The organism is Cyanobium sp. T1G-Tous, assembly GCF_024345455.1.
Lineage (GTDB): Bacteria > Cyanobacteriota > Cyanobacteriia > PCC-6307 > Cyanobiaceae > Cyanobium_A.
The window spans coordinates 61,032-83,530 of the sequence record NZ_JAGQBD010000004.1; the positions used below are offsets into that span (position 1 = coordinate 61,032).

Annotated in this window: 26 protein-coding genes, 1 tRNA gene and 1 riboswitch; of the genes, 13 read left to right on the plus strand and 14 right to left on the minus strand. The window is 59.8% G+C overall.

Annotation, left to right across the window (positions count from 1 at the left end; genetic code table 11):
- Window positions 1-15: 15 nt before the first annotated feature.
- Complete coding sequence (locus KBY75_RS04090) at window positions 16-1,602, plus strand: methionine--tRNA ligase (protein WP_396097928.1); 1,587 nt, start codon at window positions 16-18, stop codon at window positions 1,600-1,602.
- On the plus strand, window positions 1,599-2,789 hold the full coding sequence (lptC, locus tag KBY75_RS04095; RefSeq protein WP_255023061.1) for an LPS export ABC transporter periplasmic protein LptC: 1,191 nt from the start codon (window positions 1,599-1,601) through the stop codon (window positions 2,787-2,789). Before KBY75_RS04090 ends, lptC begins: the two co-directional genes overlap by 4 nt.
- On the opposite strand, the gene KBY75_RS04100 is transcribed toward lptC, so the two are convergent.
- Window positions 2,692-3,390 carry a cofactor assembly of complex C subunit B gene (locus KBY75_RS04100; RefSeq protein WP_255023062.1) on the minus strand — a complete coding sequence of 233 codons (699 nt, stop codon included), beginning with the start codon at window positions 3,388-3,390 and terminating at the stop codon, window positions 2,692-2,694. The genes lptC and KBY75_RS04100 overlap by 98 nt on opposite strands.
- Before the next feature lie 68 nt (window positions 3,391-3,458).
- Here KBY75_RS04100 and psb32 point away from each other — a divergent pair, with 68 nt between their 5' ends.
- From psb32 to KBY75_RS04130, 6 genes are all read left to right on the plus strand, one after another.
- Window positions 3,459-4,154 (plus strand): photosystem II repair protein Psb32, encoded by a 696-nt coding sequence (gene psb32, locus KBY75_RS04105; protein WP_255023063.1) that lies wholly within the window; start codon window positions 3,459-3,461, stop codon window positions 4,152-4,154.
- 4 nt (window positions 4,155-4,158) lie between these two features.
- Entirely contained in the window at window positions 4,159-5,304 is a 1,146-nt protein-coding gene (gene pxcA, locus KBY75_RS04110; protein ID WP_254936777.1) for a proton extrusion protein PcxA, read from the plus strand.
- 22 nt (window positions 5,305-5,326) lie between these two features.
- A complete protein-coding gene (gene cobU / locus KBY75_RS04115) occupies window positions 5,327-5,854 on the plus strand; it encodes a bifunctional adenosylcobinamide kinase/adenosylcobinamide-phosphate guanylyltransferase (protein WP_255023064.1) in 528 nt (175 codons plus the stop codon).
- 2 nt (window positions 5,855-5,856) lie between these two features.
- On the plus strand, window positions 5,857-6,342 hold the full coding sequence (locus KBY75_RS04120; RefSeq protein WP_254936779.1) for a tRNA (cytidine(34)-2'-O)-methyltransferase: 486 nt from the start codon (window positions 5,857-5,859) through the stop codon (window positions 6,340-6,342).
- A 144-nt stretch (window positions 6,343-6,486) separates the two neighbouring features.
- On the plus strand, window positions 6,487-7,509 hold the full coding sequence (locus KBY75_RS04125) for a peptidoglycan DD-metalloendopeptidase family protein (protein ID WP_254936780.1): 1,023 nt from the start codon (window positions 6,487-6,489) through the stop codon (window positions 7,507-7,509).
- A 14-nt stretch (window positions 7,510-7,523) separates the two neighbouring features.
- Window positions 7,524-7,597: transfer RNA gene (locus KBY75_RS04130), tRNA-Met, on the plus strand.
- Between the two features lie 55 nt (window positions 7,598-7,652).
- Here KBY75_RS04130 and KBY75_RS04135 read toward each other — a convergent pair.
- Window positions 7,653-8,015, minus strand: a complete 363-nt coding sequence (locus KBY75_RS04135) for a hypothetical protein (RefSeq protein ID WP_255023065.1) — start codon at window positions 8,013-8,015, stop codon at window positions 7,653-7,655.
- 139 nt (window positions 8,016-8,154) lie between these two features.
- Here KBY75_RS04135 and KBY75_RS04140 point away from each other — a divergent pair, with 139 nt between their 5' ends.
- Window positions 8,155-8,745 carry a peroxiredoxin gene (locus KBY75_RS04140; protein ID WP_106501797.1) on the plus strand — a complete coding sequence of 197 codons (591 nt, stop codon included), beginning with the start codon at window positions 8,155-8,157 and terminating at the stop codon, window positions 8,743-8,745.
- A gap of 100 nt (window positions 8,746-8,845) precedes the next feature.
- Here the strand turns inward: KBY75_RS04140 and purQ are convergent, their stop codons facing one another.
- Both purQ and purS read right to left on the minus strand, forming a co-directional pair.
- Window positions 8,846-9,499 carry a phosphoribosylformylglycinamidine synthase subunit PurQ gene (purQ, locus tag KBY75_RS04145; protein WP_254936783.1) on the minus strand — a complete coding sequence of 218 codons (654 nt, stop codon included), beginning with the start codon at window positions 9,497-9,499 and terminating at the stop codon, window positions 8,846-8,848.
- On the minus strand, window positions 9,496-9,768 hold the full coding sequence (gene purS, locus KBY75_RS04150; RefSeq protein WP_255023066.1) for a phosphoribosylformylglycinamidine synthase subunit PurS: 273 nt from the start codon (window positions 9,766-9,768) through the stop codon (window positions 9,496-9,498). The genes purQ and purS overlap by 4 nt, the downstream gene beginning before the upstream one ends.
- Before the next feature lie 241 nt (window positions 9,769-10,009).
- Here purS and KBY75_RS04155 point away from each other — a divergent pair, with 241 nt between their 5' ends.
- Window positions 10,010-10,216 (plus strand): hypothetical protein, encoded by a 207-nt coding sequence (locus KBY75_RS04155; protein ID WP_254936785.1) that lies wholly within the window; start codon window positions 10,010-10,012, stop codon window positions 10,214-10,216.
- On the opposite strand, the gene cobW is transcribed toward KBY75_RS04155, so the two are convergent.
- From cobW to KBY75_RS04170, 3 genes are all read right to left on the minus strand, one after another.
- Window positions 10,217-11,335 (minus strand): cobalamin biosynthesis protein CobW, encoded by a 1,119-nt coding sequence (gene cobW, locus KBY75_RS04160; protein WP_255023067.1) that lies wholly within the window; start codon window positions 11,333-11,335, stop codon window positions 10,217-10,219.
- Between the two features lies 1 nt (window position 11,336).
- Window positions 11,337-11,879, minus strand: a complete 543-nt coding sequence (locus tag KBY75_RS04165) for a HupE/UreJ family protein (RefSeq protein ID WP_254936787.1) — start codon at window positions 11,877-11,879, stop codon at window positions 11,337-11,339.
- A gap of 101 nt (window positions 11,880-11,980) precedes the next feature.
- Window positions 11,981-12,163, minus strand: a riboswitch (cobalamin riboswitch).
- 10 nt (window positions 12,164-12,173) lie between these two features.
- Window positions 12,174-12,698: a pentapeptide repeat-containing protein gene (locus KBY75_RS04170; protein ID WP_254936788.1), complete on the minus strand. Its 525-nt coding sequence runs from the start codon at window positions 12,696-12,698 to the stop codon at window positions 12,174-12,176.
- 30 nt (window positions 12,699-12,728) lie between these two features.
- Here KBY75_RS04170 and KBY75_RS04175 point away from each other — a divergent pair, with 30 nt between their 5' ends.
- Genes KBY75_RS04175 through ilvD form a run of 3 tightly spaced genes read left to right on the plus strand, consistent with a single transcriptional unit; the run spans window position 12,729 to window position 15,418 of the window.
- Window positions 12,729-13,394, plus strand: a complete 666-nt coding sequence (locus KBY75_RS04175) for a uracil phosphoribosyltransferase (protein WP_315858418.1) — start codon at window positions 12,729-12,731, stop codon at window positions 13,392-13,394.
- Between the two features lie 25 nt (window positions 13,395-13,419).
- On the plus strand, window positions 13,420-13,692 hold the full coding sequence (locus KBY75_RS04180; protein WP_254936789.1) for a hypothetical protein: 273 nt from the start codon (window positions 13,420-13,422) through the stop codon (window positions 13,690-13,692).
- Between the two features lie 55 nt (window positions 13,693-13,747).
- Complete coding sequence (gene ilvD, locus KBY75_RS04185) at window positions 13,748-15,418, plus strand: dihydroxy-acid dehydratase (RefSeq protein ID WP_255023068.1); 1,671 nt, start codon at window positions 13,748-13,750, stop codon at window positions 15,416-15,418.
- Between the two features lie 16 nt (window positions 15,419-15,434).
- Here the strand turns inward: ilvD and KBY75_RS04190 are convergent, their stop codons facing one another.
- The 7 genes from KBY75_RS04190 to glpX form a co-directional block, all read right to left on the minus strand.
- Window positions 15,435-15,821, minus strand: a complete 387-nt coding sequence (locus KBY75_RS04190; RefSeq protein WP_255023069.1) for a hypothetical protein — start codon at window positions 15,819-15,821, stop codon at window positions 15,435-15,437.
- Window positions 15,808-16,350: a CIA30 family protein gene (locus KBY75_RS04195; RefSeq protein ID WP_255023070.1), complete on the minus strand. Its 543-nt coding sequence runs from the start codon at window positions 16,348-16,350 to the stop codon at window positions 15,808-15,810. The genes KBY75_RS04190 and KBY75_RS04195 overlap by 14 nt, the downstream gene beginning before the upstream one ends.
- Window positions 16,347-17,087 (minus strand): 6-phosphogluconolactonase, encoded by a 741-nt coding sequence (pgl, locus tag KBY75_RS04200; RefSeq protein ID WP_255023071.1) that lies wholly within the window; start codon window positions 17,085-17,087, stop codon window positions 16,347-16,349. The genes KBY75_RS04195 and pgl overlap by 4 nt, the downstream gene beginning before the upstream one ends.
- 4 nt (window positions 17,088-17,091) lie before the next feature.
- A complete protein-coding gene (gndA, locus tag KBY75_RS04205) occupies window positions 17,092-18,510 on the minus strand; it encodes an NADP-dependent phosphogluconate dehydrogenase (RefSeq protein WP_254936794.1) in 1,419 nt (472 codons plus the stop codon).
- Between the two features lie 130 nt (window positions 18,511-18,640).
- On the minus strand, window positions 18,641-19,936 hold the full coding sequence (locus KBY75_RS04210) for a glucose-1-phosphate adenylyltransferase (protein ID WP_254936795.1): 1,296 nt from the start codon (window positions 19,934-19,936) through the stop codon (window positions 18,641-18,643).
- Window positions 19,937-20,050: 114 nt separating this feature from the next.
- The gene (locus tag KBY75_RS04215; protein ID WP_254936796.1) at window positions 20,051-21,361 is read right to left on the minus strand and encodes a glutamyl-tRNA reductase; all 1,311 of its coding nucleotides are present in this window, start codon (window positions 21,359-21,361) and stop codon (window positions 20,051-20,053) included.
- A 35-nt stretch (window positions 21,362-21,396) separates the two neighbouring features.
- Window positions 21,397-22,401, minus strand: a complete 1,005-nt coding sequence (gene glpX, locus KBY75_RS04220; RefSeq protein ID WP_106501811.1) for a class II fructose-bisphosphatase — start codon at window positions 22,399-22,401, stop codon at window positions 21,397-21,399.
- Between the last annotated feature and the right edge of the window lie 98 nt (window positions 22,402-22,499).

A 22,499-nucleotide genomic window follows, 5' to 3' on the forward strand; every position in this document is an offset into this window, starting at 1 on the left:
CGTAGGATCAAAAGGATGACTTACACGCTCACCACCCCCCTTTATTACGTCAACGACCGCGCCCATCTCGGCAGTGCTTACACAACGCTTGCCTGCGATGCGGTGGCACGCCACCAGCGGCTGAGGGGTGAATCGGTGATGTTTATCACCGGCTGCGATGAACACGGCCAGAAGATCCAACGCACGGCCGAAGCGGCTGGACTTAGTCCGCAGGCCCATTGCGATCTAATCACCGAGGGATATCGCGATCTTTGGAACCGTTGGCAAATCAGCAACGACCGCTTCATTCGCACCACCGACCCTCGCCACCGCCAATTGGTGGCTCAATTTTTTGACCGCGTGCAGGCCAATGGCGACGTGGTTGAGGGGCGTCAGCAGGGCTGGTATTGCGTTGCTTGCGAGGAATTCAAAGACGACGCACCGGGCAGTGAGGATCCCGAATGCCCGATCCATCGCAAGCCGTTGGAGTGGCGCGATGAGGTCAATTTGTTTTTCCGCCTTTCCCGCTATCAGGCCCAGATCGAGGCCCTGATTCGTCAGCCGGGCTTCATTGCCCCCGCCACCAGGCAAAAGGAGGTGGAAAACTTTGTGGCCCAGGGGCTGCGCGATTTTTCAATTTCCCGGATCGACCTGCCATGGGGCATTCCGGTGCCCGGCCATGAAGGCCATACCTTTTATGTGTGGTTTGACGCCCTGCTCGGCTATCTCACGGCCCTGCTCGACCCGGCGGAGCCAGTGGTGCTGGAGCAGGTGCTGGAGCGTGGCTGGCCGGCCCAGCTACATGTGATTGGCAAGGACATCCTGCGCTTCCACGCGGTTTATTGGCCGGCGATGTTGCTGTCTGCGGGGTTGCCGCTGCCAGAGCGCGTATTTGGCCACGGCTTTTTGACCCGCGAAGGCCAGAAGATGGGCAAGTCCCTTGGCAATGTGCTCGACCCTGAAGTGCTACTTGAGCGCTGTGGCCGCGATGCGGTGCGCTGGTACTTGCTGCGCGACATACCCTTCGGCGAGGACGGTGATTTCCAGCAGCAGCGCTTCACTGATCTGGTCAACAACGATTTGGCAAATACCATCGGCAATCTGCTGAACCGCACCTCCTCGATGGCACGGCGCTGGTTTGCAGATGCCGTGCCACCGGCCGGAGCCGCCGCCCAAGCCGATCACCCCCTGGCCGTTGCTGCCCTCGCGGCCGGCAACAGCGTCAATACGGCCTTAGACGACCTGGACTTCCGTCGCGCCGCTGAAGCGGCGCTGCAGCTAGCAATCGCTGCAAATGGCTACCTCAACGACCAGGCCCCCTGGAAGCAAATGAAGCTCGAGGGCCAGGAGAGTTTGGTGGCGGCGGATCTTTATGCCGTGCTCGAGGCCACCCGCTGGGTGGCGGTGCTGCTGGCTCCGCTCCTGCCTGAGCTTTCTGATCGGATGTTGGTCCAGCTCGGTCAGGAACCATTTGCCAGTGGCCCGCTGGCTTCTGCCTGCGATCCTGGAAGCCAAGCTTCTCCTTGGCTGCTAGCCCAGCGATGGGGTCAGCTAGAGCCAGGACTGGCCCTGATTGAGCCGCAGCCGGTGATGTTGCGACTTGAGCTCGAGTCACCTCTGTGACCACGACTGCTGTGACCACGACTGCCCGGCTGCAGTGGTGCCCCCTGCTGAGCCTGAGCCTGGGTGCGGCAGTAACCCTGCCCGTGCTGTTGGTTGGATGCCGCCCCCAGGTGCCTAAGGAGGAGCCGGCCCAGCCTTTTGTCTTCCGCTCCCTCAACCTGCGCCAGAAGGATTCCAGCGGACGGCCCCTGTGGGAATTGACCAGCCCGGAGGTCCGCTACGACCTGGGTCGCCGTGTTGCCCAAGCCCGTGACCTGCGCGGGACCATCTATGCCAAGGGCCTACCCCTGTATCGAATAACGGCCAGCAGTGGCACCGTCATCAACGATGGTGAAGTGGTGCAGTTGGAGGGCCCGACCCGGCTGCAGCGACTTGGGCCCAAGCCACTTGTTGTGACCTCTACTCGTGTGCGTTGGTATCCCAAGCAGGAGCGGATGGAATTGGACCGCAGTCCGCGCGCTTCCCAGGGGGAGTTGCTCGTGTCCGCTCGGCGGGCCCGCTTCTGGATCAAGCAGGACAAGTTGGAGTTGCGGGGTCTGCCCCTGTTGGAGCGTTCAGGGGCCGTCGGCTTGAAACTGGCGCTGAGTTCTGCAGATTGGTTCCCAACGACTGGCCAACTGATCGGTCGAGGACCAGTTCGGGGAGAACGGCGTCTGGCCGCTAGTGGAGTTCAAACACTTTCGGCCCCTTCCCTCAGCGGTAATTCCCTGCTTCAGCTGATCGACCTACAGGCGCCGGTGCAGGTGCTTGATCCTGGCCGCAAGGGCCGTCTTGATGCCAGCCATACCCGCCTAGACCTGGCACGGGAGCGCATTAGCAGTGCCCATCCATTCACCGCTGTGCTGGACCAGTCCAGGCTTAGCGGCACTGGCTTTGAAGCGATTGGTCCTAGTCACACCTTGGTGGTTCCACTTAATTGCCGCCTAACCCAACCGACCGATTCCCTCGTCGCCAATAGCTGCAGCTGGAATTGGCAGACAAATCAGATTGAGGCCCTTGGTGCTGTCGAGCTGCGCCGCACCGCTCTAGCCCAGGTCACCCGCTCACAGAGGCTTCAGGGCGTGCTCACTAAGCAGGGGATGGCTGTATTCAGCAGTCCGGGGGCACGGGTGGAAACTCGGGTGACTTTGCCCCCCCGGGCCCGATCAGGTCCTGATTCCCGCAAGCCGGCTCCATTCGCTCTCTAAGCCGCTGGGACCAACCCTCGAGCCAGGTCAAATCGCTGCGGCTAAAGCAGCGTGGCGACCAGCCGGCAAGCACTACCAAGCCCCTTGAGTCAATCGGCTGAACCACCACGGCTGGCACCCCAGGCAGCAGGCTCTCAAATTCAGCACGGCCTGGATAGAGGTTCAGATCTACAAGTGAGATGGCGGCCCCTTTTTCCTGGGCTCGCTGGCAGATTGCCCCTGGTTCAAAGGCCACCGGCGCCAGCAGGCCGCGGCGCAGCAAACACTTGTTTTGCCACAGCACCACCACCGCTGCCGCTGGGGTGGCGGTGAGCAACATCTGGCTACCCCAGCCCAATTCTTCTGCCAACTCTTCAGGTAGCCCATCTGCGAGCTCAACTCCCTGTACCCCTTCGAGGGCAACTCGGGCAGCCGCTTCGGGCAAGGCCCGGGTCCAGAGCACACCCACCAACATCAGAGCCACCGCCAAGAAACTGGCCAATACGGCGGCTCGCTCAAGGGCGGGATCGATGCTGGTAGCGGTTGTTTGATTCAGTACAACCAGGGCTAGGGAGGCCACCCCAGAGAGAAAACAGACCCTTGCGGGTGTGGAGGGGGCCATGGGGGTTAAGCAGGAGGCGACAGCTGGGCCCGCAGGCGGCAAACTAGATCCATGTTGGGCCTGAACCGTTGCCCCCTTCCCTGCGTGTGACCCGTCGGTTTCCCTTATTGGGAGTTGTGGCAGCCCTGTTTATGGGCTTTGCAGCCATTTGGATGCCTGCCCCGGCTCTGGCAATTGCCGCAAGTGGTTTACCGGCCTCCGCTCCCGAGGAACGCATCCTTGACACCGCCGATGTGCTGAGCCGAGCAGCCATCGGCGAGCTCAGTAAAACCCTCGAAAGTTTTTCAGCAGAGCGGGTGGATGCCCACTTGATCACCGTTAACCGCCTTGACTACGGGCTGAGCCTTTCCCAGCTCGGCAATTCAGTCCTGGAGCGTTGGTCCGAGTCTGGGGGCGAGCCCAACCAGGTGCTTTTTTTAATTGACAGCCAGACGAACAGTGCGGCGGTGGTGACCTCCCCAGGTCTGGTTACCCAGCTTGATGCCAGCCTGCTGCGCAGCACGGCCCGAACCACGATGGCCCAGCCGATCCGAGATGGTGGTCGCTATCGCCAGGGCAGCCTCGATGCCATGACTCGCCTGCTCACAGTGCTGCAGGGAGGTGAGGATCCCGGCGAACCAATCACCGCTGAGGTTGTCAGCCAGCCCACCAATATCCCCACGAAGGAGGAAACGAAGTCAAGCAATGCCTTCACTTGGATTGTGGTGCTTCTAACCGTTGGCACGATTGTGCCCATGCTCACCTGGTGGGTCTTCTCGCGCTGATCCGATGGCACTAACCAACTGGATGGGGGCATTTGGGCGCGCCCAAGCCCTAGACCTCAGCAACGATTTGGAGCGCGGTTATGAATCTGCCCTGCTCATCCAGAGCATTGAACTAGAGCACTACAACGACCGGCCCGTACGGCCGGAATTGGACCTGCGTATTCCCAGGTCGGCCCAAGCCCAGTTGCTGCGTCGTTTCCGAGCTGCGCTAGAGGTCTGCCGCCAGTCTGTACAAACCCTGCAGGGCCACCGAGGCGAGCTGGCCGGTCAGGAAATCCGCCAGTTTCAACTGATTGAGTCTGTAGTTGCCCGCTACGCGGCCAGTAGGGATCCTCTGCCTGCCATCTCTCGCTCTCCTGAGGTTCTGCCCCGCAGCCTGATTGGTGTTGTTGATCAGGTACGTCGCCAGCTCGACCCCGAGGCAGAAGCGAATGTGGTGGCGGGCTTTCGCCGGCGCAGAGACTCCACTTTGGTGTCATTGCGCATCCTGCTACTGCTGATTTTGGTGCCGGTGCTGGTTCAGCAGATCAGCCGCACCTATGTGGTTTCGCCCCTAGTAGATCGCTTCGCTCCAGACAACGCTTTTCTTACCTATCCCAAACCAAAACTTGAGGAAAAGGCGGTTGAGAAATTGCGTCTTTTCCAGGCGGAGATTGAATTTGATGCCCTTTTAAACGGCAATCCCCTGCCAACCCGTGATGAGCTGCAGATGCAGCTGGCGAACAAGGCTCAGACGCTAAAGGATGAAGCCGATCTGGAAAGCACCCACGCCATTAAGAACGTGTTTGCCGATCTTGGTGGTCTGGTTGGTTTTGTTTGCGTTTGCTTGTTTGGTCGCCGTGATCTTCAGGTGTTGCGCGGTTTTCTTGATGAGCTCGTTTACGGATTGAGCGACAGCGCCAAGGCCTTCGGAATTATCTTGTTTACCGATATTTTTGTCGGCTTTCACAGCCCGGAGGGCTGGACAGTACTGCTGGATGGCGTCGCTAACCACCTCGGCCTGCCCGCCCAAGAGAATTTCATAATGTTATTCATTGCCACCTTCCCGGTGGTTTTAGCAACTGTGTTCAAATACTGGATTTTCCGCTATCTCAACCGTGTATCACCCTCTTCTGTGGCCACGCTCCACAACATGAATGGTGGTGGTTGATTTTTGCCAGCCATGCACGCTCGTGCTTGGTCCTGCCCGCAGTGGCAAGAGCCGCTGGGCCGAGCACCTCGCTATGCAGTCGGGCCTACCGGTTACCTACTTGGCAACCGGGCCTCGGCCAACACAAGACGATGCAACCTGGTTGGCAAGGGTTGAGGCCCACGCCGCTAGACGTCCACCGCACTGGACCGTCTTGGAGGTTGATAGCGCTTTGGCCGGCGCCCTTGAATCTCTAAGCCCGCCTGGGTTTGCTCTGGTCGATTCCCTCGGCACCTGGGTCGCTGCTGGCCTCGAGCTCGATGCTTCTGCTTGGCAACAGCGCTGTACAGGCCTTGGCCAAAGCTTGAGCCGCTGCAAGGTGCCCGTGCTGCTCGTGAGTGAGCAAACTGGTTGGGGCGTAGTGCCAGCCACCGCGATCGGCGGTTTATTTCGCGATCGGCTTGGCTCCTTGGAGCAGCAGCTTGCCCCCCTCTGCGCTGCTATCTGGCTTGTGGTTGCGGGCCGCGCGCTCAATCTGAGCAACCTGGGTTTTGCCGTACCACCCCCTTAATCGTGCCGCGGATCGTTTTGTTCCAGCCGCAAATTCCACCCAACACAGGCAATGTGGCTCGCACCTGCGCCGCCACCGGCACGGAGCTGCACCTTGTGGAGCCCCTGGGCTTCCAAATCGATGATCGCCAGCTCAAACGTGCTGGCCTCGACTACTGGCCCCTGGTGTCCTTGCAGCGCCATGTCGACTGGTCAGCGTTTGCTGATCATCGAGTCCGCAGCGGCGGTCGCCTGATCGCCCTTAGTAGCCATGCAAGCCAGCCCTACACCAGTTGGCAATTTGAACCCGATGACTGGCTGCTGTTTGGCCGCGAAACCGACGGCCTGCCAACGGATGTGCTGGGCTCGGCCGATGCCGCCCTCACGATCCCAATGTCAGGCGCCAAGCGGCCCCAGCAGGCCGGAGTGCGTAGCCTCAACCTCTCCGTATCGGTTGGGGTCGTGTTGTTTGAGGCGCTACGACAACAGAACTTGCTGACATTGGCGTGATCCCCTGAAGTGACAGGGATCTGGTCAGCCCGTCCGCGTTTGTTGTCGCAAGGAGCACTTGTGGCGCTGAGTTCCGTCCGCTACTGTCTGGCCGGCTTGGGGATATCGGCTTCTTCACAAGCTTTGTCCGACTGAATGAACTGCATGAAGCCTTTGCAAACGACTCTGCGATTCCTGATCCCCTGCGCCATTGCCCTGCCGGCAGTGGTCGCAGCTCTTGACCCCGCCGATATCGAGAAGGCTTCTGTTGATTCTTTGATCGCCGCCCTACCTGCCCCCAGCATCGACAAGATCTGGGTAAAGGTGCGCCAGCCCATCAGCGTTGAAGAGCTTTCCGGCAGCCTCAAGCTTGATGAAGAGCGGCTGGCCAAACTCAATGACGTCAACGAAGACCACCATTTCCGTCAAGGTGACTGGCTGGTTGTCCCCAGCCAGCAATCGAGGCAAATAAAGCAGCTGGCAGCGATCGATACCAGTGAGTTGCGTCGTACACCCCCTCTCCAGTCCCTGCCGCCTGTGGAGGACCGTGCTGTTGTCCGCTTTGGCGACACGGTCGTAAAGATTGCTCAGCGCTATGGACTGACCCTGCAGGAACTGCTGCGTCTGAATCCTGGCCTTGAAACCGCACGTCTTGTGGTCGGCAGCCAAGTACGGCTAGCCCAGGCATCATCCGGTCGCACCCGCATGGTGCTGGGGCTCAAGCCAACCACTAGCGGTGGTATCAGTTGGCCTGAATTGCCTGGTTTTGATGAGCTCAACAAGCCCTTCTCTGGCCCTAGCTCAGCTCAGGGCTGGATTTGGCCGACCAAGGGAGTTTTTACTTCCGGTTACGGCTGGCGCTGGGGCCGCATGCACAAGGGCATCGACGTGGCAAACAACGTGGGGACCCCGATCGTGGCGGCCAAGGCTGGTCGCGTGGTCTTCTCTGGCTGGCACGACGGCGGCTACGGCTACTTGGTGACCCTGGCCCATGCCGATGGCAGCCGTTCCCTTTACGGCCACAACAGCCGTCTGATGGTCCGGGTAGGGCAGGATGTTGAACAGGGATCTTTGATATCCCATATGGGCAGCACAGGCCGAAGCACCGGCCCCCACCTGCACTTCGAGGTACACCCCCCTAGCTCCGGGGCTGCCAACCCACTCCATTTCCTGCCACCTAGAGCCTGATAAACTCAATCAGCGGCTCGGTAGCTCAGCTGGTTAGAGCGTGGGATTCATAACCCCAAGGTCGGGAGTTCAAGTCTCCCCCGAGCCATTTCTTTGACTGGGCCTGGATTCAGGCCCTTTTTTATTTTCTATCTATTTGCTTACTAGCGCAATTCGACTGTGTTGAGCCTTTCTCGAAATGAGGCCACGTCGCCGTGATCGCTTGCCATGCTGCTCACCAGCTCAAACGGATCTGGATCAAGCTTTAGCTGTTGAACATCCGGCGAGGCGGAGGAGGCGCCAGCAGTTATGGCAGCACCACCCCGTCTTCCACGGCCATAGCCCTGGGAGCGCCCCTCAATTGCCCGAATCAAGGACTTGCTGCGATTGACCTCGCCGATGCTCTGGCCTTCCTTGGGCCGGACCAAAGGGTTGCCTTTCAGCTCAGAGCGCAGCTGGCTAAGCAGACGGAAATGCCCAGTCGTGTTGTATTTCCGCAGCACACTCGGCTCCCAAGCCATCGCCATCACTCCCATAGACATCACAAGGATCAGCCTATGGCCCCGCCAGCCTGGATCATGTGATAAATTGTGAACAGCAACTGGTAGTCGATCCGACTTTGGACTGAAGTCCCCAGTGTGCCCAGTCCTCACTTACTTAACCAGCATGTCCCGGCTAGTTGGCCTGCAGGCTCCCGATTTCACAGCCACCGCCGTAGTGGATCAGGAATTCAAGGAGATCAGTCTCTCCCAGTACCGCGGCAAATACGTGGTGCTGTTCTTCTATCCCCTCGACTTCACTTTTGTCTGCCCAACGGAGATCATCGCTTTCTCCGAGCGCTACAACGACTTTTCCAGCCGCAACTGCGAAGTGCTGGGTGTTTCAGTAGATAGCCAGTTCAGTCACCTCGCCTGGGTTCAGACAGATCGTAAGAACGGTGGTATTGGTGATATTGCCTATCCCCTCGTTGCCGACCTCAAGAAGGACATCGCCCGCTCCTACGAAGTCCTCGATGAGGAAGCCGGAGTCGCCCTACGTGGTCTGTTCATCATTGATCCTGATGGCGTGATCATGCAGAGCACAATCAACAATCTGCCCGTGGGCCGCAGTGTGGACGAGACCCTGCGTCTGCTGCAGGCCTTCCAGCACATCCGCAACAACCCCGACGAAGTCTGCCCCGCAAACTGGAACCCAGGTGATAAGACCATGAATCCCGACCCGGTTAAGAGCAAGGAGTTCTTTGCCGCCGTCAACTGATTTCTATCAAGCTTCAATTTTTTGATCCTCAGCGATCAAATCCGGGGGCCTTTGGCCCCCTTTTTTACGACCGCTTGTTATGTGTCGAGTTTGCCAGCCTTCAATTGCGCAGGCTGCTAAGCAGTCTCAATCCGTCTAGCCCCCCTGTGATCGGGTCGCAGGCGCGCTCCGGATGGGGCATCAGACCCAACACATTGCCGCCTGCGTTGGTTAGGCCCGCCACATCACCAACCGAACCGTTGGGATTGCTTGAGTAGCGCAACACCACCTGACCATTTGCTTCGAGCTCAGCCAGTTGCTCGCTCTCGCACTGGTATCGCCCCTCCCCATGGGCGATTGGCAGCACGATCGCTTCTGCCTCGCTATACCCTCTCAGCCAGCGACAGTTGCCCGGATTAACGCTCAGCGGTGTTGGTTCACAGAGAAAATGCAGCCGAGCATTGCGGGTGAGAGCCCCTGGCAATAACCCCATTTCTGTGAGTACCTGAAAGCCATTGCAGATACCCAATACCGCACCGCCTGCTTCAGCGAAAAGCTTCACCGACTCCAATACGGGGGCAAACCTGGCAATTGCACCGCAGCGCAAATAGTCTCCATAGCTGAAGCCGCCAGGGATCACCACTGCGTCTAGGCCGCTGAGATCGCGCTCCTCATGCCAAAGGAACCGGGTCGGTAGACCGACGCACCCCTCTAAGGCCCAGCGCATATCCCGGTCACAATTTGAGCCTGGGAACACCACGATGCCAATGGTCATTGCTGCTCCTCCCCGGCCTTTTCATGCAGCTCTAGCTGCCAATTTTCGATCACAGGATTGGCAAACAAGCGATCACTGAGTAGTTCCAGCTGAGCTTGGGCGGTGGTTTTGTCCGTAGCCTCCAGTTCCAGCTCTATTGCCTTGCCGATGCGCAGGCTGCGGACGCCGTCGACGCCGAGTCGGGCTGCTGCAGCCCTGGTGGCCTCGCCAGCCGGATCAAGCACCGAGGGCCGAAGTGAAACCTGAACGCGAGCGCGGAAGAGTGGCACCAGAGGAGCAGGAGGTTTGTTAAATCTTGGCAGCCCGATGGCCCGCTGACGTCAGTTTTGGTCAGCTTGAAAGCAGCCCCCTGGCATTTCAGCCGTGGCTTGGCGCTTCAACCCAGTTCCTATTGGCTTCTTGCCAGCCTGCAGGGCAGTGCTGGCAGGCTTGATAGCCATTTGTGCGCCAGCTGCGCTGGCCCAGCCGTTGCAGTGCCGTCTGGCTGATGGTCCTTGGCAGCCATGCACGATGCTCGTTGAAGCCCCGGCAGGTGAGTTGCCTATTCGGTGGACGATTGAGCTCGGCCCACGTCGAATTGACTTCCGCCACGACGGCAGCGGCACGGTGCAGATGCTTGATTCAGCTGGGTGGTTGCCGGTTGATACCAGCTGGATTGCGGGGCCTGCGCTCTGCTGGAACGGGCTATGCGCCCAAGGGGATATCCCCTTGGATTGATCAGCTAGTAGCAGCTGCCAGCTCACCGGTCAGGGCCTGGTTTAGGCAGGATTCGATAGCAGGGCGATCAAGTTGGAAGCCAAGCAAAACCAGCTCCAGGCCTGGGGCCTGCTGGGAGGCAGCAGCCTGCTCAACTCCTGGTTCAAACCAGCACTCCAACCGCGGTCCAACAGCCTGGATCTGAAGCGGTCGGTTTTTACCTGAAAGCCAAAGTCGCCCCTTGAGCCGGATCAGGGCGCTATCACCAACTAGCTGCAGCAGTTGTTGCTCAAGGGCAACGCGGCAGAAATCGCCAGGTAGGTCGAGGGCAAGCGACTCGATGGCGACATGGGTGTGATCGTGATGCTCGTGATGGTCATGGTCATGGTCATGGTCATGGTCATGGTCATGGTCGTGATGGTCATGGCCTGTGGTGGTCGGCTGCCGGGGCTCAAGGCCCAGCACCAGCTCTGGGGAGACCACACCCCTGCCCATCGACAACAGCACAGCTCCTGGCTGCAGCTGGGGGGCAAGGCCCTCATGCACCAGATCAATCTCGCCGGCCGATAGGCAGTCGGCGCGGCTGATCAAAACCAGATCGGCAGCCTCAAGCTGCTCGGCAAACAATTCATCGATAGCCGAAGCGTGATCCAGGCTTGGATCAGCAAGCCGCTGGGCTTCGAGAGCGGCTGGATTTGCCACCACACTGCCTGCTGCAAGGGCTTCGCCATCAACAACAGCCACCACGCCGTTGAGGCGAATGCGGGTGCGGATTTGCGGCCAATTCAGGGCAGCAATCAGTGGTTCCGGTAGCGCCAGACCACTGGTTTCCACCACGATCCCATCGAGGCTGTCTGCTCGTTCAAGCAGCTTCTCCATGGTTGGCAAGAAGTCGTCTTGGACAGTGCAGCAGAGGCAGCCATTTGCCAACTCCACCAGGCGGGTATCGAGCTCATCCTCGGGGCAGAAACCACAGCTGCGCAGCAGCTCCCCGTCGATACCAACCTCGCCGAATTCATTAACCAGCACAGCCAGACGTTGGCCGCTGTTCAGCAGCAGATGACGCAGCAAGGTTGTTTTGCCCGCACCGAGAAAGCCTGTCACCACGGTGACAGGCAGCCTTCCAGTTTGTTTTGTCATCTCAGGCAGTCAAACCCGCCAGGGCCCAGGTGCCCCCAAGGGCCATTAGGGCGAAACCAAGCCAGCGCAGCTGGGTGGAAGAAAGGCGTGCCCCCAAAGGTCGCAACGCAATCAGTGCCAGCGCAAGCAGGGCTGCTTGGGAAAGAAACAGGCCCGTGCCGTAGGCCAATACGGGCATGGCGCTCCAGCCAAATACGGGGCCGCTTAGTACATATCCGTGCAAGGCCATGGCGGGAAGCAGCAGCAGGGGCGGCAACCGCCGCAGCAACACCAGTGCCTCAACAATGAGGGTGCAGGCCACTAGGGATTCAGCGCCTGGCATCCCTGGCCACAGCAGTCCAGCAGCACTGCCGAGCAAGCCAACAGCAAGTAGTCCCAGGCTCCAGCCAAGCCGTTGCTGCAACCCCACCAAGGAAAGTGCCAGTAGGAAAAGCAGATGATCCGGGCCCAGCACTGGGTGGGCGAGGCCACTCAGCACGCCATTGATCGTGCTGGGTTGCAGCTGGCTGACATCAGCAAAATGATGCGCCTGGACTGGGCTCATGGCGCCAATACCGACTGCTGCCAGGCCAGCACCTAGTAGCCAACGGCCCAGTGCTTGGCCGTGGGGTGGTGTTTTTGTCAAATTCATGGACCGGTCCGCGCCGTAGGAAGAACAAAACCGGCGGGCGTTCTGACTTGGCAATGGTTCGCAAGCAGGCCCCAAAGTTGGAGCAGATTCGCGGGCCAAGGCCTTTACAGCTGCGGGACAGTGTCGGATTTCCACCGACCTTTCCCCCTTACCTCCAGTGGCTGATCCCCACTGGAACCGGAAATTAGATGCTATCGGCAAGGGGCCCTATCGGCATGCCAGGCTTTCCTTGGTAGCGACTCCGGTGCTCGGATTGACACCGGCAGCGCGTTTACAGAGTGCTTTCTGCTCAGGCAGGTCGAGCACCGCGTCACTGAAATCAGCTCCTTCAATGGTTGCTCCTTTGAAGTGGCTCTGCATCAACATGGCGTTTCGCAGCACAGCACCACTTAGGTCAGTGTCCTCAAAGTGACTTGCGAAGGCCACCGCGTCTTCCAGGTTGGCGTCTTTCAGGTTGGCTCCGCGTAGGTCGCTGCTGTTGAAAACAGCTCCGCGCAGATCGGTTCCGCTCAGATCGAAGCCCGTCAGGGTCGCCTTCAAAAACTCCTGCTGTTGAAGGTTGCGCCCGTGCATGTCGGGTTGGAGGTCTTGTAGCGAACGCTGGCTGCGCAGCTCTGGGGCGGTGATCGCTGTGGCCGGAGAGACTCCCAGGCACCAGGTCAGCACTAGGGCCAGTGCGGCCAGCAGCCAGCTACCAGACCAACTCGCTCGGCTTTCAGATCTCGAGCTCATGGGCGCGCACTTACGGTGAATCATCAAGTTATGGCAACCATGGTGATGGCTTTGCGGGTGGTGGTTCCCCCCCACCCCCTGATTGGCCACTGGCTTGGCGTACTGCGCGATCGACACACGCCTAGCTCTCTTTACGCCTCCGCTACTGCCGAGCTAGGTCGCTGGCTCACTTATGAGGCTGTGCGCGATTGGCTGCCCCACAGGCGCATCCAGCTGGAATCACCACTTGCTCCGGCAGAGGCGGACGTGGTGGATCCGGCGGTTCCCCTGCTGGCAATGCCCCTGCTAACCGCTGGGCTTGGCCTTTGGCAGGGCGGCCAAACAGTGCTTCCTTCTGCCCAGGTGCTCCACCTCCAAGAAAGCCTCGGTGTGATAACCCCTCCAGCCGGGCCCATCCCCCCCCGCTGTGGAGTTTTGCTGTTCTTAGCGGAACTAGGAGATGGCGAATCCCTGCTCCATCTGCTTGATGACCTTTCAGCCCTAGGAGTGACGGGCGATCGCTTACGAGTGATTACATCCCTGGCCTCCGGGCCAGGACTCAAGGCTGTGGGGGAGCGGCACGGGAGCCTCACCATTTACGCCGCTGGCATTGATCCAGATTTGAACGAAGCCGGTGCGATCGTGCCGGGTATCGGCGATGTGAAGCAGCGGTTGTTCGGTGGCACGGTGCTGGATGAACTGCCCACCGATACCTAGGCTCGCTGAAGAAAGGGCTTGATTTATGGGTAATCACAACGGCGGCACCCCTGCTAGAGGCAGTTCCAGCCTCAGTGTCTTGGCAGGTGCTGTTATTGGTGCTGCCGGCCTTGCCTGGTGGTTGCTGGCTGAGGCAGAGCGACGCCGGCACCAAGCCCGGCCTGCCCGCGCCGCTGGAATCGCCGCCTCGCCGGCTCTTACCAGGACGGACCGGGACCTTCACGATCGGGTCCATGAGCTCAACCAGGCGATCGACGACGTGCGCCGTCAACTGGAGACCATGACCATCCAGGGTTAAGTCTTCTGGGCCTATCGCCCCGGTGGGTAGGTTTCTTCAAGCCCAACCCACCACCATGCTCCGCTCCGCTGCGATCACGCAAGGCATTCAGCGCTCCCCCAACCGCGCCATGTTGCGGGCTGTTGGCTTTGGTGATGGCGATTTCAACAAGCCGATTATTGGCGTTGCCAATGGCTACAGCACAATTACACCTTGCAACCTGGGCTTAAACGAGCTAGCTCAGCGCGCCGAGACGGCTCTTCATACAGCCGGTGCAATGCCCCAGATGTTTGGCACCATCACGGTGAGCGATGGCATATCAATGGGCACGGAGGGAATGAAGTATTCCCTGGTGAGCCGCGAGGTAATTGCCGATTCGATTGAAACTGCCTGCAACGCCCAAAGCATGGATGGCTTGCTGGCAATTGGTGGTTGTGACAAAAATATGCCAGGAGCCATGTTGGCCATGGCGCGCATGAATATTCCCTCCATTTTTGTCTACGGTGGCACGATTAAACCTGGCAAGCTTGGAGCCTGTGATCTCACGGTAGTAAGTGCTTTTGAGGCTGTCGGTCAATACAGCGGTGGTCGTATTGATGAGCAAGAGCTCACTGCTATTGAAAAGAATGCCTGTCCAGGTGCCGGCAGTTGCGGCGGCATGTTTACTGCCAATACTATGAGTGCAGCCTTTGAAGTATTGGGGTTAAGCCTGCCTTACAGCTCCACCATGGCTGCAGAGGACCCTGAGAAAGCAGAGAGTGCTGCTCGCAGCGCAGAGGTTTTGGTTGATGCACTTAAGGCAAACATCTTGCCTAGTGACCTACTCACCCGAGAGGCCTTCGAAAATGCCATCAGCGTGATCATGGCGGTGGGCGGCTCTACCAATTCCGTGTTGCACCTACTGGCGGTGGCCCGCACCGCTGGAGTACCCCTAACCATCGACGACTTTGAGACGATCCGCCAGCGGGTGCCAGTGATCTGCGATCTGAAGCCCAGTGGCCGCTATGTGACCGTTGACCTTCATCAGGCTGGTGGCATACCCCAGGTGATGAAGCTGCTGCTTGATGCGGGCTTACTGCATGCCGATTGCCGCACCATCGAGGGCAAAACTCTGGCTGAGTTGTTGGCGTCTGTTCCTTCCGAGCCCCCCTCTGGTCAGGACGTGATCCGTCCACTTAGCAACCCCCTCTATCCCAAAGGGCACCTAGCGATTCTCAAGGGAAACTTGGCAGAAGAAGGTGCGGTGGCCAAGATCAGTGGGGTTAAAAATCCTGTAATCACCGGTCCAGCAAGGGTTTTTGAAAGCGAGGAATCCTGCTTGGACGCAATCCTTGATAAGCAGATCAACCCCGGTGATGTGGTGGTAGTGCGCAACGAGGGCCCGGTGGGAGGCCCTGGCATGCGGGAGATGCTCAGTCCTACTGCTGCGATCGTGGGCCAGGGCCTGCTCGATTCGGTGGCCCTGATCACCGATGGCCGCTTTTCAGGCGGTTCCTTCGGTCTGGTGGTGGGTCACGTTGCACCCGAGGCTGCCGTGGGGGGCACCATCGGCCTGGTTGAGGAAGGGGACAGCATCACGGTCGATGCCATCGAATTGCTAATTCAGCTCAATGTCCCTGATGTGGAAATCGCTCGGCGGCGCTCGGCCTGGGTCAAGCCTGAGCCCCGTTACCGCACTGGGGTGCTTGGCAAATATGCCCGCCTGGTTGGTAGCAGCAGCCGGGGTGCGGTGACCGATGAGATCTAATAGCCAAAGCCAGGCCTCAGTCCAGCGGCACTAACAGGGCCCTGAGTCTTCGTGCCAAAGCCTCCAGGGGGGCACCATCAACTGGTCGCTCGCAGCGGAGCCCTGACTCCGGCTCCATCCACACCGGATGGCTCCCCTGCCAAAGCAGGGGGCGTTGATGGTCGTGGCACCAGGCCAGGGTGAGGTTGAGGTCATCACCGCTGCGATAGATCTCAATTTCGAGATCGGCGGCGGGATAGCGCTGTCCATCGGCCTGTCTTACCTCCAGTCTCAAGTTGCAATCGTCGCAGCGCTGAGTGTCATCCAGGGGCAGCACGGCGTGAAGCAATGGCTTGCGACAGAGATCGGCAGCGGCTGCCACCAGCTGTTGCAGGTTGCTATTAACTAGCTCAGGGGTAGGCACGTACAGCGCGAAGTTGTAAGTAGATCGGACCGGCGCGGAAGCCAGCATTTAAGCCGCCATCATCGGCGAAGCGTGAATGCAAAAGTTGCAGCCTGGTGATCCGGCTTGGGTCAAATTTCATGGGCAGCCCCACCGGCTTAGCGCGCACCGAGGCTTTTAGATCCGCGAAGGGAATCCTCACAAGGCTGGGCCCCTCAGGCTCCGTAGCGAATTCGATCACCCAGCGCAGGCCCCCAGGGATCAAGTTGGTGAGTCCGGCCAGACCGTCAGCGCAGGCAACCGCCAACTTGAAGCGTCTGCCAGCACCAACCAGCTCAAGTTCAAGCCCCTCACAACTCGAGAGATCGAGAGGGGGAGAAAACAGAGGCGAGCGGCAACTGATGAAGCCCCCTCCCTCCTCAACGAGCGTGCCTTCAAACTCCAGCCCTGTTGAGGCGATCCGGCAGTTTCCCTGGCTGCGACCACCCATCACGGTGTCGTTTAAGGCATGCCAGCCAATAAAGCCGTCGCCGCTGGCGATGGAAATCATTGGCTGACTCCAGCCGCTGCTGCTTGGTCAGCAAATATCAGCACCTCACTGGCGGGCTGAACCAACTTGGCTGGGGTCCGCAGAGATGATTCCTCGGGGTCCAGTAACCGTTGCAGGGCCTCCACCTTGCCGGTGCCACTCACTAGGAAGACCACCCGCCGCGCTGCTGAAAGGGTTGGGGCTGTAAGGCTGACCCGGGGTAGACCCTTGCCCTGCCCCAGGGTTACGGAGCGGTCCCGCACCCCCGGTGCAGCGGTGCCTGGAAACAACGAGGCGGTGTGACCATCGTCGCCGAGGCCCAACAGCACCACGTCCAACACTGGTGGGAAGTTGCCGCACAGCTGTTGCAGCAGGTCTGCGTACGCTGCCGCTCCTTGCTCCGGGGTGGCGAGCTGGGTGGGAACCGCATGCAAGCAGGCCTTACTAGCGGGGAGCTCCGCCATCAATGTTTCCCTAAACATGCGGGCATTGCTGGAGGGGTCGTCGCTCGGCACCCAACGCTCATCACCGAGCAACACATCGACCCGATCCCAGGGCAGGTGTTGCTGACCAAGTAGGCGATAGGTCGCCTTCGGTGTCTCTCCGCCGGCCAGTGCTATCTGGGCGCGGTCGCGCTGGGCCAATACCTGATCAAGCTCTGAGGCCAGGGCTTGGGCCGTCTGACGGGCGAGCTCAGCTGCCGACTCAGCCACCACCAGGCGATAGCGAGTGTTGGAGCCTGGAGTGATTGGGGTCATTGGTTCAGTCCAGCCACTCGGTGTGGAAGTTGCCAGGCTTGTCGACCCGCTCGTAGGTGTGGGAGCCAAAGCAGTCGCGCATGGCCTGGACCAGGTTTTGGGGTAGGCGGGCGCTGCGGTAGCTGTCGATGTAATCAAGGGTGCTGCTTAAGCAGGGCACGGGAATCCCCGCCAGGGCAGCGCCGGCAACCACCTGCCGCAGCCCGGGCAGACGCCTGTTGATCTGCTCGGCAAACCAGGGGTCGAGCATGAGGTTGGCCAGGCTGGGGTTGGCGCCATAGGCATCCTGAATTCGCTGCAGCAAGCGGGCACGGATGATGCAGCCCCCTTTCCAGATCTGACCGATGGCCGAAAAATTGAGGTTGTAATCGTGCAGCTTTGAGGCTTCCTGCAGCAGGGCCATGCCCTGGCCATAGCTGACTATGCAGGCGGCAATGCAGGCATCGCGCAGGGGAGCCATGTCATCTGCCGCGCTGCCAAGATTGAAGCTGTGGGCGGCAGGCTCTGGCAGCAGGGCGCCCGCCTCGAGTCGCTCGGAGCGCAGCGAGCTCAGCACTCGGGCATTGAGGGCGGCATAGATGGTTGGCACGGGTACACCCATCTCCAGGGCACTCACCACGGTCCAAAGACCAGTGCCCTTCTGGCCAGCCGCATCCACGATCGCCTCCACCAGATCGGCACCGGTTTCGGGATCCTTGGTGCGCAGGCAAACCTCGGTGATCTCCACCAGGAATGAGGCCAACTCCTCGGTTTGATTCCAGCTGGCCAGGACGTCGGCCATCTGGTCGCCGTTCAGTCCGCCAACCCGCTTCATCAGGTCGTAGGCCTCAGCCAGGATCTGCTCAATGCCGTATTCGATGCCGTTGTGCACCGTTTTGACGAAGTGACCAGCGCCCCCGGGGCCGATGTAGGTGACACAGGGACCATCGTCTACCTGGGCTGCCATCTTGCGCACCAGCGGTTCAATGGCGTCGTAGGCAGCCTTGGTGCCACCGGGCATCATGCTCGGCCCTTCCAGGGCGCCTTTGGCGCCACCGGAGACGCCCATGCCGATGTAGCCGAAGCTCTTGCTCTCCAGCTCGGCAACGCGCCGTTCCGTATCGGCGTAGAGAGAATTGCCGCCATCAATCAGCAGGTCACCCTCCTCAAGGAAGGGGGAGATTGCCGCAATTGTGTCGTCAACGGGCTGGCCCGCCTTGACCATCATCAGGATGCGGCGTGGACGCTCCAGGGTCGCCACAAACTCCTCAAGGGTCGCGGCGCCAACAATGTCCTTGCCTGCACCACGACCTGCCAGAAAATCATCGGTTTTTGCCTTGGTGCGATTGAAGACAACGGAGGAGTAGCCGTTGCGCTCAGCATTGAGGACGAGGTTTTCCCCCATCACTCCCAAGCCGATCAGGCCGAAATGCGCCTTACCCATGACTGAATTTGAAGCTTTTGGCGACAGTGTGGCGAAGCGTGCTGGTCAGCCCAGGCATCCGTCACAACTTGGTGGCAAAGGTGTCAGCAACTCCTGGTTTTTGGCCCGACACCTTGGCAGCTTCCCCTGCTCAGATCACCGTGCCGTCAGCGATGGTCCCATTTTTGACAACCACCACAATGCCGTTGCGTATATAGAAATTGAGCTCGGGTCGGTCAGCTTCCTCCACGTGGTCCTTGTTGACGATCGTGACGTTGTTGCCGATCCGCACGTTCTTGTCGAGGATGGCCCGTTTAACAGTGGTGCCCCTGCCCACGCCCAGGGGGATGCCCCCACGCTCGCGCAGAGCTAGGCGCTCCTCGGAAGACTCGAAGTAGTCGGCTCCCATCACCAGGGTGTCCTGGAGCACCACCTCGTCTTCAACGCGGGAGCGCACACCCAATACGCAGTGGTGAATGCTGCAGGCCTTGAGCAAGGAGCCCTCACCGATTATCGAGGCGGTTACCTGGGCGTCTTGCAACTTGCTGGGGGGCAAGTAGCGGGGCCTGGTGTAAATCGGGAACTTCTCGTCGTAAAAGGAGAAGGCCGGGTTGGGTTGGTCGGTAAGCGCCAGGTTGGCTTCATAGAAGGCGCCGATAGTACCGATATCCTCCCAGTAATCGTCAAAGAGGAAGCTTTGGAGCCGGTCGCCGCGGGCGAGGGAGGCGGGGATGATCTCTTTGCCAAAGTCTGTTGAAGTTGGGTTGCTGCTCAGCAGGTCAAAGAGGGTGTCACGGCTGAATACATATATGCCCATCGAGGCGAGGTATGGGCGTTTGGCCGCCTCCTCCGGCGAGAGGCCAAGGGCCTGGGTGTCGACTCGCATCGTCTCCAGCTCCGCACCCTTGGGCTTCTCGCGAAACTCCTGGATGCGCCCATCACGGCTGGTGCGCATCAGGCCAAAGCCCTCGGCTTGAGCGGGGTCAACGGGCAAGGCACCCACAGTGAGCTGGGCGCCGGTGTCGATGTGGTGCTGTACAAAACGACTGTAGTCCATCCGGTATAGCTGGTCACCGGAAAGAATCAAGTAGTGGTCAACGTCCCATTCGTGGAAAAGCCACTGGTATTTACGGACTGCATCCGCCGTGCCCTCAAACCAGCTTGGGCTTTCTGGGGTCTGCTGGGCTGCCAGAACCTCCACAAAACCTTGGCCAAATCCAGCCGAAAGGTTGTAGCTCATCGTCAGGTGACGATTCAGCGACGCACTGTTGAACTGAGTAAGTACATAGATTTTGTTGATTTCCGAATTAATGCAATTGCTGATTGGAATGTCAATCAGCCGATATTTCCCTGCCAGTGGCACTGCTGGCTTGGCCCGCATTTTGGTCAACGGGTAAAGGCGGGTACCAGCACCACCTCCCAGAATTATCGCCAGTACACGCTTCATAAATCCTGCTACCAGCGGGTCTCGGGGCTGACCGTACTTGAGCGTCCTGCTATTGGGCGAGCCTTTTGATCACCTGCGGCACGAACTGTTGCAGTGCCGCAGGCTGGGGCTGGTTCAGGGCTCTGGCGGACGCTCCTGCAGCTCAAAGAGATCCTCGAGGACTCTCATGGCGCTGTGTCGCTGCTGGCGCGGCTGGGGGGCCCGCAAGTTGGTAACAGGCGTGTGCAGGATCTTGTTGATGATGCCCTTGCTGAGGGCTTCAACCACCTTGCGCTCCCTGGCTGAGAGGTCTGGACCCATGCGGCTTAAGGCCTTCTGGAGTTCCTGCTCACGGATGTCTTCCAGCTGGCGCCGGAGGCGGTTTACAACCGGCACCGCTTCAAGCCCGTCCCACCATTCCAGGAAGGCACGAGACTCCTCCTGCAGCAGCCCTTCGGCCTCAGCTGCCATTTCGCGCCGAGCCTCCTGGTTGCGGTTTACCACCTCCTGCAAATCATCAACGTCGTAGGACTGCACGCCGGGCAGGCCAGCCGTATCGGCCGAAATGTTGCGGGGTACGCCGATGTCTACCAGCATCAAGCTGGAGCGGCGATTCAGTCCGCTGAGGCGCTGCGCCGTAATGATTGGTGTGTCAGCAGCGGTACTGGTGAAAACCAGCGAGCAGGTGCTGAGGCAATGGTCCAAGTCGTCAAGGGGACGGCACTGAACTGGCAGTGCTGGGAAGTCAGCGGCCAGTAGTTCCGCCTTGCTAACCGTGCGGTTAAGCAGCACGAGTCCCTTACAGCCCTTGGCCTGAAGGTGCTGTAGCAGCAGCCTGGCCATGCGCCCTGCTCCCACCACGGCCACTTGCTCCTGATCAAGGGGCACCAGCTCATCGAGGCCTCGAGCTTGGCCCACCTTGAGCTGGGCCAGCTCCACCGCCGCTGAACTGATCGAGACAGCGCCGGTGCCAAGGTTCGTTTCTGTACGGACCCGTTTGCCGGTACTAACTGCCTGGGTAAGCAGCCGATTGAGGATTGGCCCAACGGAGTGGTGCTCCTGGCCAAGCCTCACCATTTTTTTTACTTGAGAGAGGATTTGCCCCTCCCCAAGCACTAGAGAATCGAGGCCGGCTGAAACCCTCAGCAGGTGGCTGATCGCCTCCTCGTGGTGAAAGGTAAATAAGTGCGGTGTGAGCTCCTCGACCGCCAAGCCGGAGAGCTGGCTTAAAAAAGCTCCGACAGCAGAGATACCCCGCTCCGGATGACGGAGCAGGGTGTAAATCTCCAGCCGATTGCAGGTGCTGAGTATGGATGCCTCTAGCACCTGATCGTCAGCCCGCAGCTGCTGCAGCGAAGCCTCCATGGTTTGTTCCGGGATGCTGAGGCGCTCCCGGATCTCCACTGGAGCCGTGCGATGACTGAGGCCGACGACGGCAATGTGCATGGAGGCTGGCTGGGGTGCTCGGACTACGGCGGGCTTCAGCTCAGCGCGATGCTCTGGGCTCCATCCTTCATGTGAATGGTATTGGTAAAGCGAGCGGTGTTGTCCAGGTTGCTGATCACCAGGGAGCTGGTGCGGGTGCAATCCTTCTCAAACTTGACACCGTGGAACAGCAGGCCATCGGTGATGCCACTGCCAGCGAATACCACGTTTTCACCTGAAGCAAGCTCCTCTGCCTCGTAGATCTTATCTACGTCGGTGATGCCCATCTCGTTAAGACGAGCGATGTTGCCTTCCTTGGTGTAGTCAGCCCACTCAGATGTCTGAGCCACCGCGGGGTCGTACACGAGCTGGCCCTGGAAGTGACCGCCAAGGGCGCGCATGGCAGCGGCGGAAATCACGCCCTCGGGGGCTGCGCCGATGCCCATCAGGCAATGGGTGCCAGTGCCTGCAAAACCGCAGGCGATAGCGGCCTGAACGTCGCCGTCCGAGATGGGTTGAATCCTGGCGCCAGTAGCACGGATCTCGGCGATCAGGTCCTTGTGACGAGCGCGGTCCATCACGACGATGGTGAGTTCGCTGGCTGCAAGACCAAGGCACTCGCTGAGGATCTTGATGTTCTCGGTAGCCGACTTACGGATGTCCACCTTGCCCTTGGCAGCCGGGGGGGCAGCCAGTTTCTTCATGTAAAAGTCGGGAGCGTTGAAAAGTCCCCCGCGATCAGAAGCGGCCAGGACTGCCATGGAGCCTCGCTGGCTGTTGGCGCAGAGGTTGGTTCCCTCGCAGGGATCAACGGCGAAATCCACGCCGGGGCCGGTGCCACTGCCTACTTCCTCGCCGATGTAGAGCATGGGAGCTTCATCGCGCTCGCCTTCGCCAATAACGATGCGGCCCTGCATTTGGATGAGGCCCATGCGGGTGCGCATGGCTTCAACGGCTGCAGCGTCTGCTTCATCTTTTTTGCCTAGGCCGGTCAGTTCGGCAGAGGCGATGGCAGCTTGCTCAACGACCTCGAGAATTTCCTGGATGAGGGTGCGATCCACGGTGATCCGGCAGGGGAATGGGCTTCAGTAATGGCGTCGGCCGGGCGGGACACGGTTCAGAATCCTGCTGCTGCCAAGCCTTTCGAAGATGAAGCGGC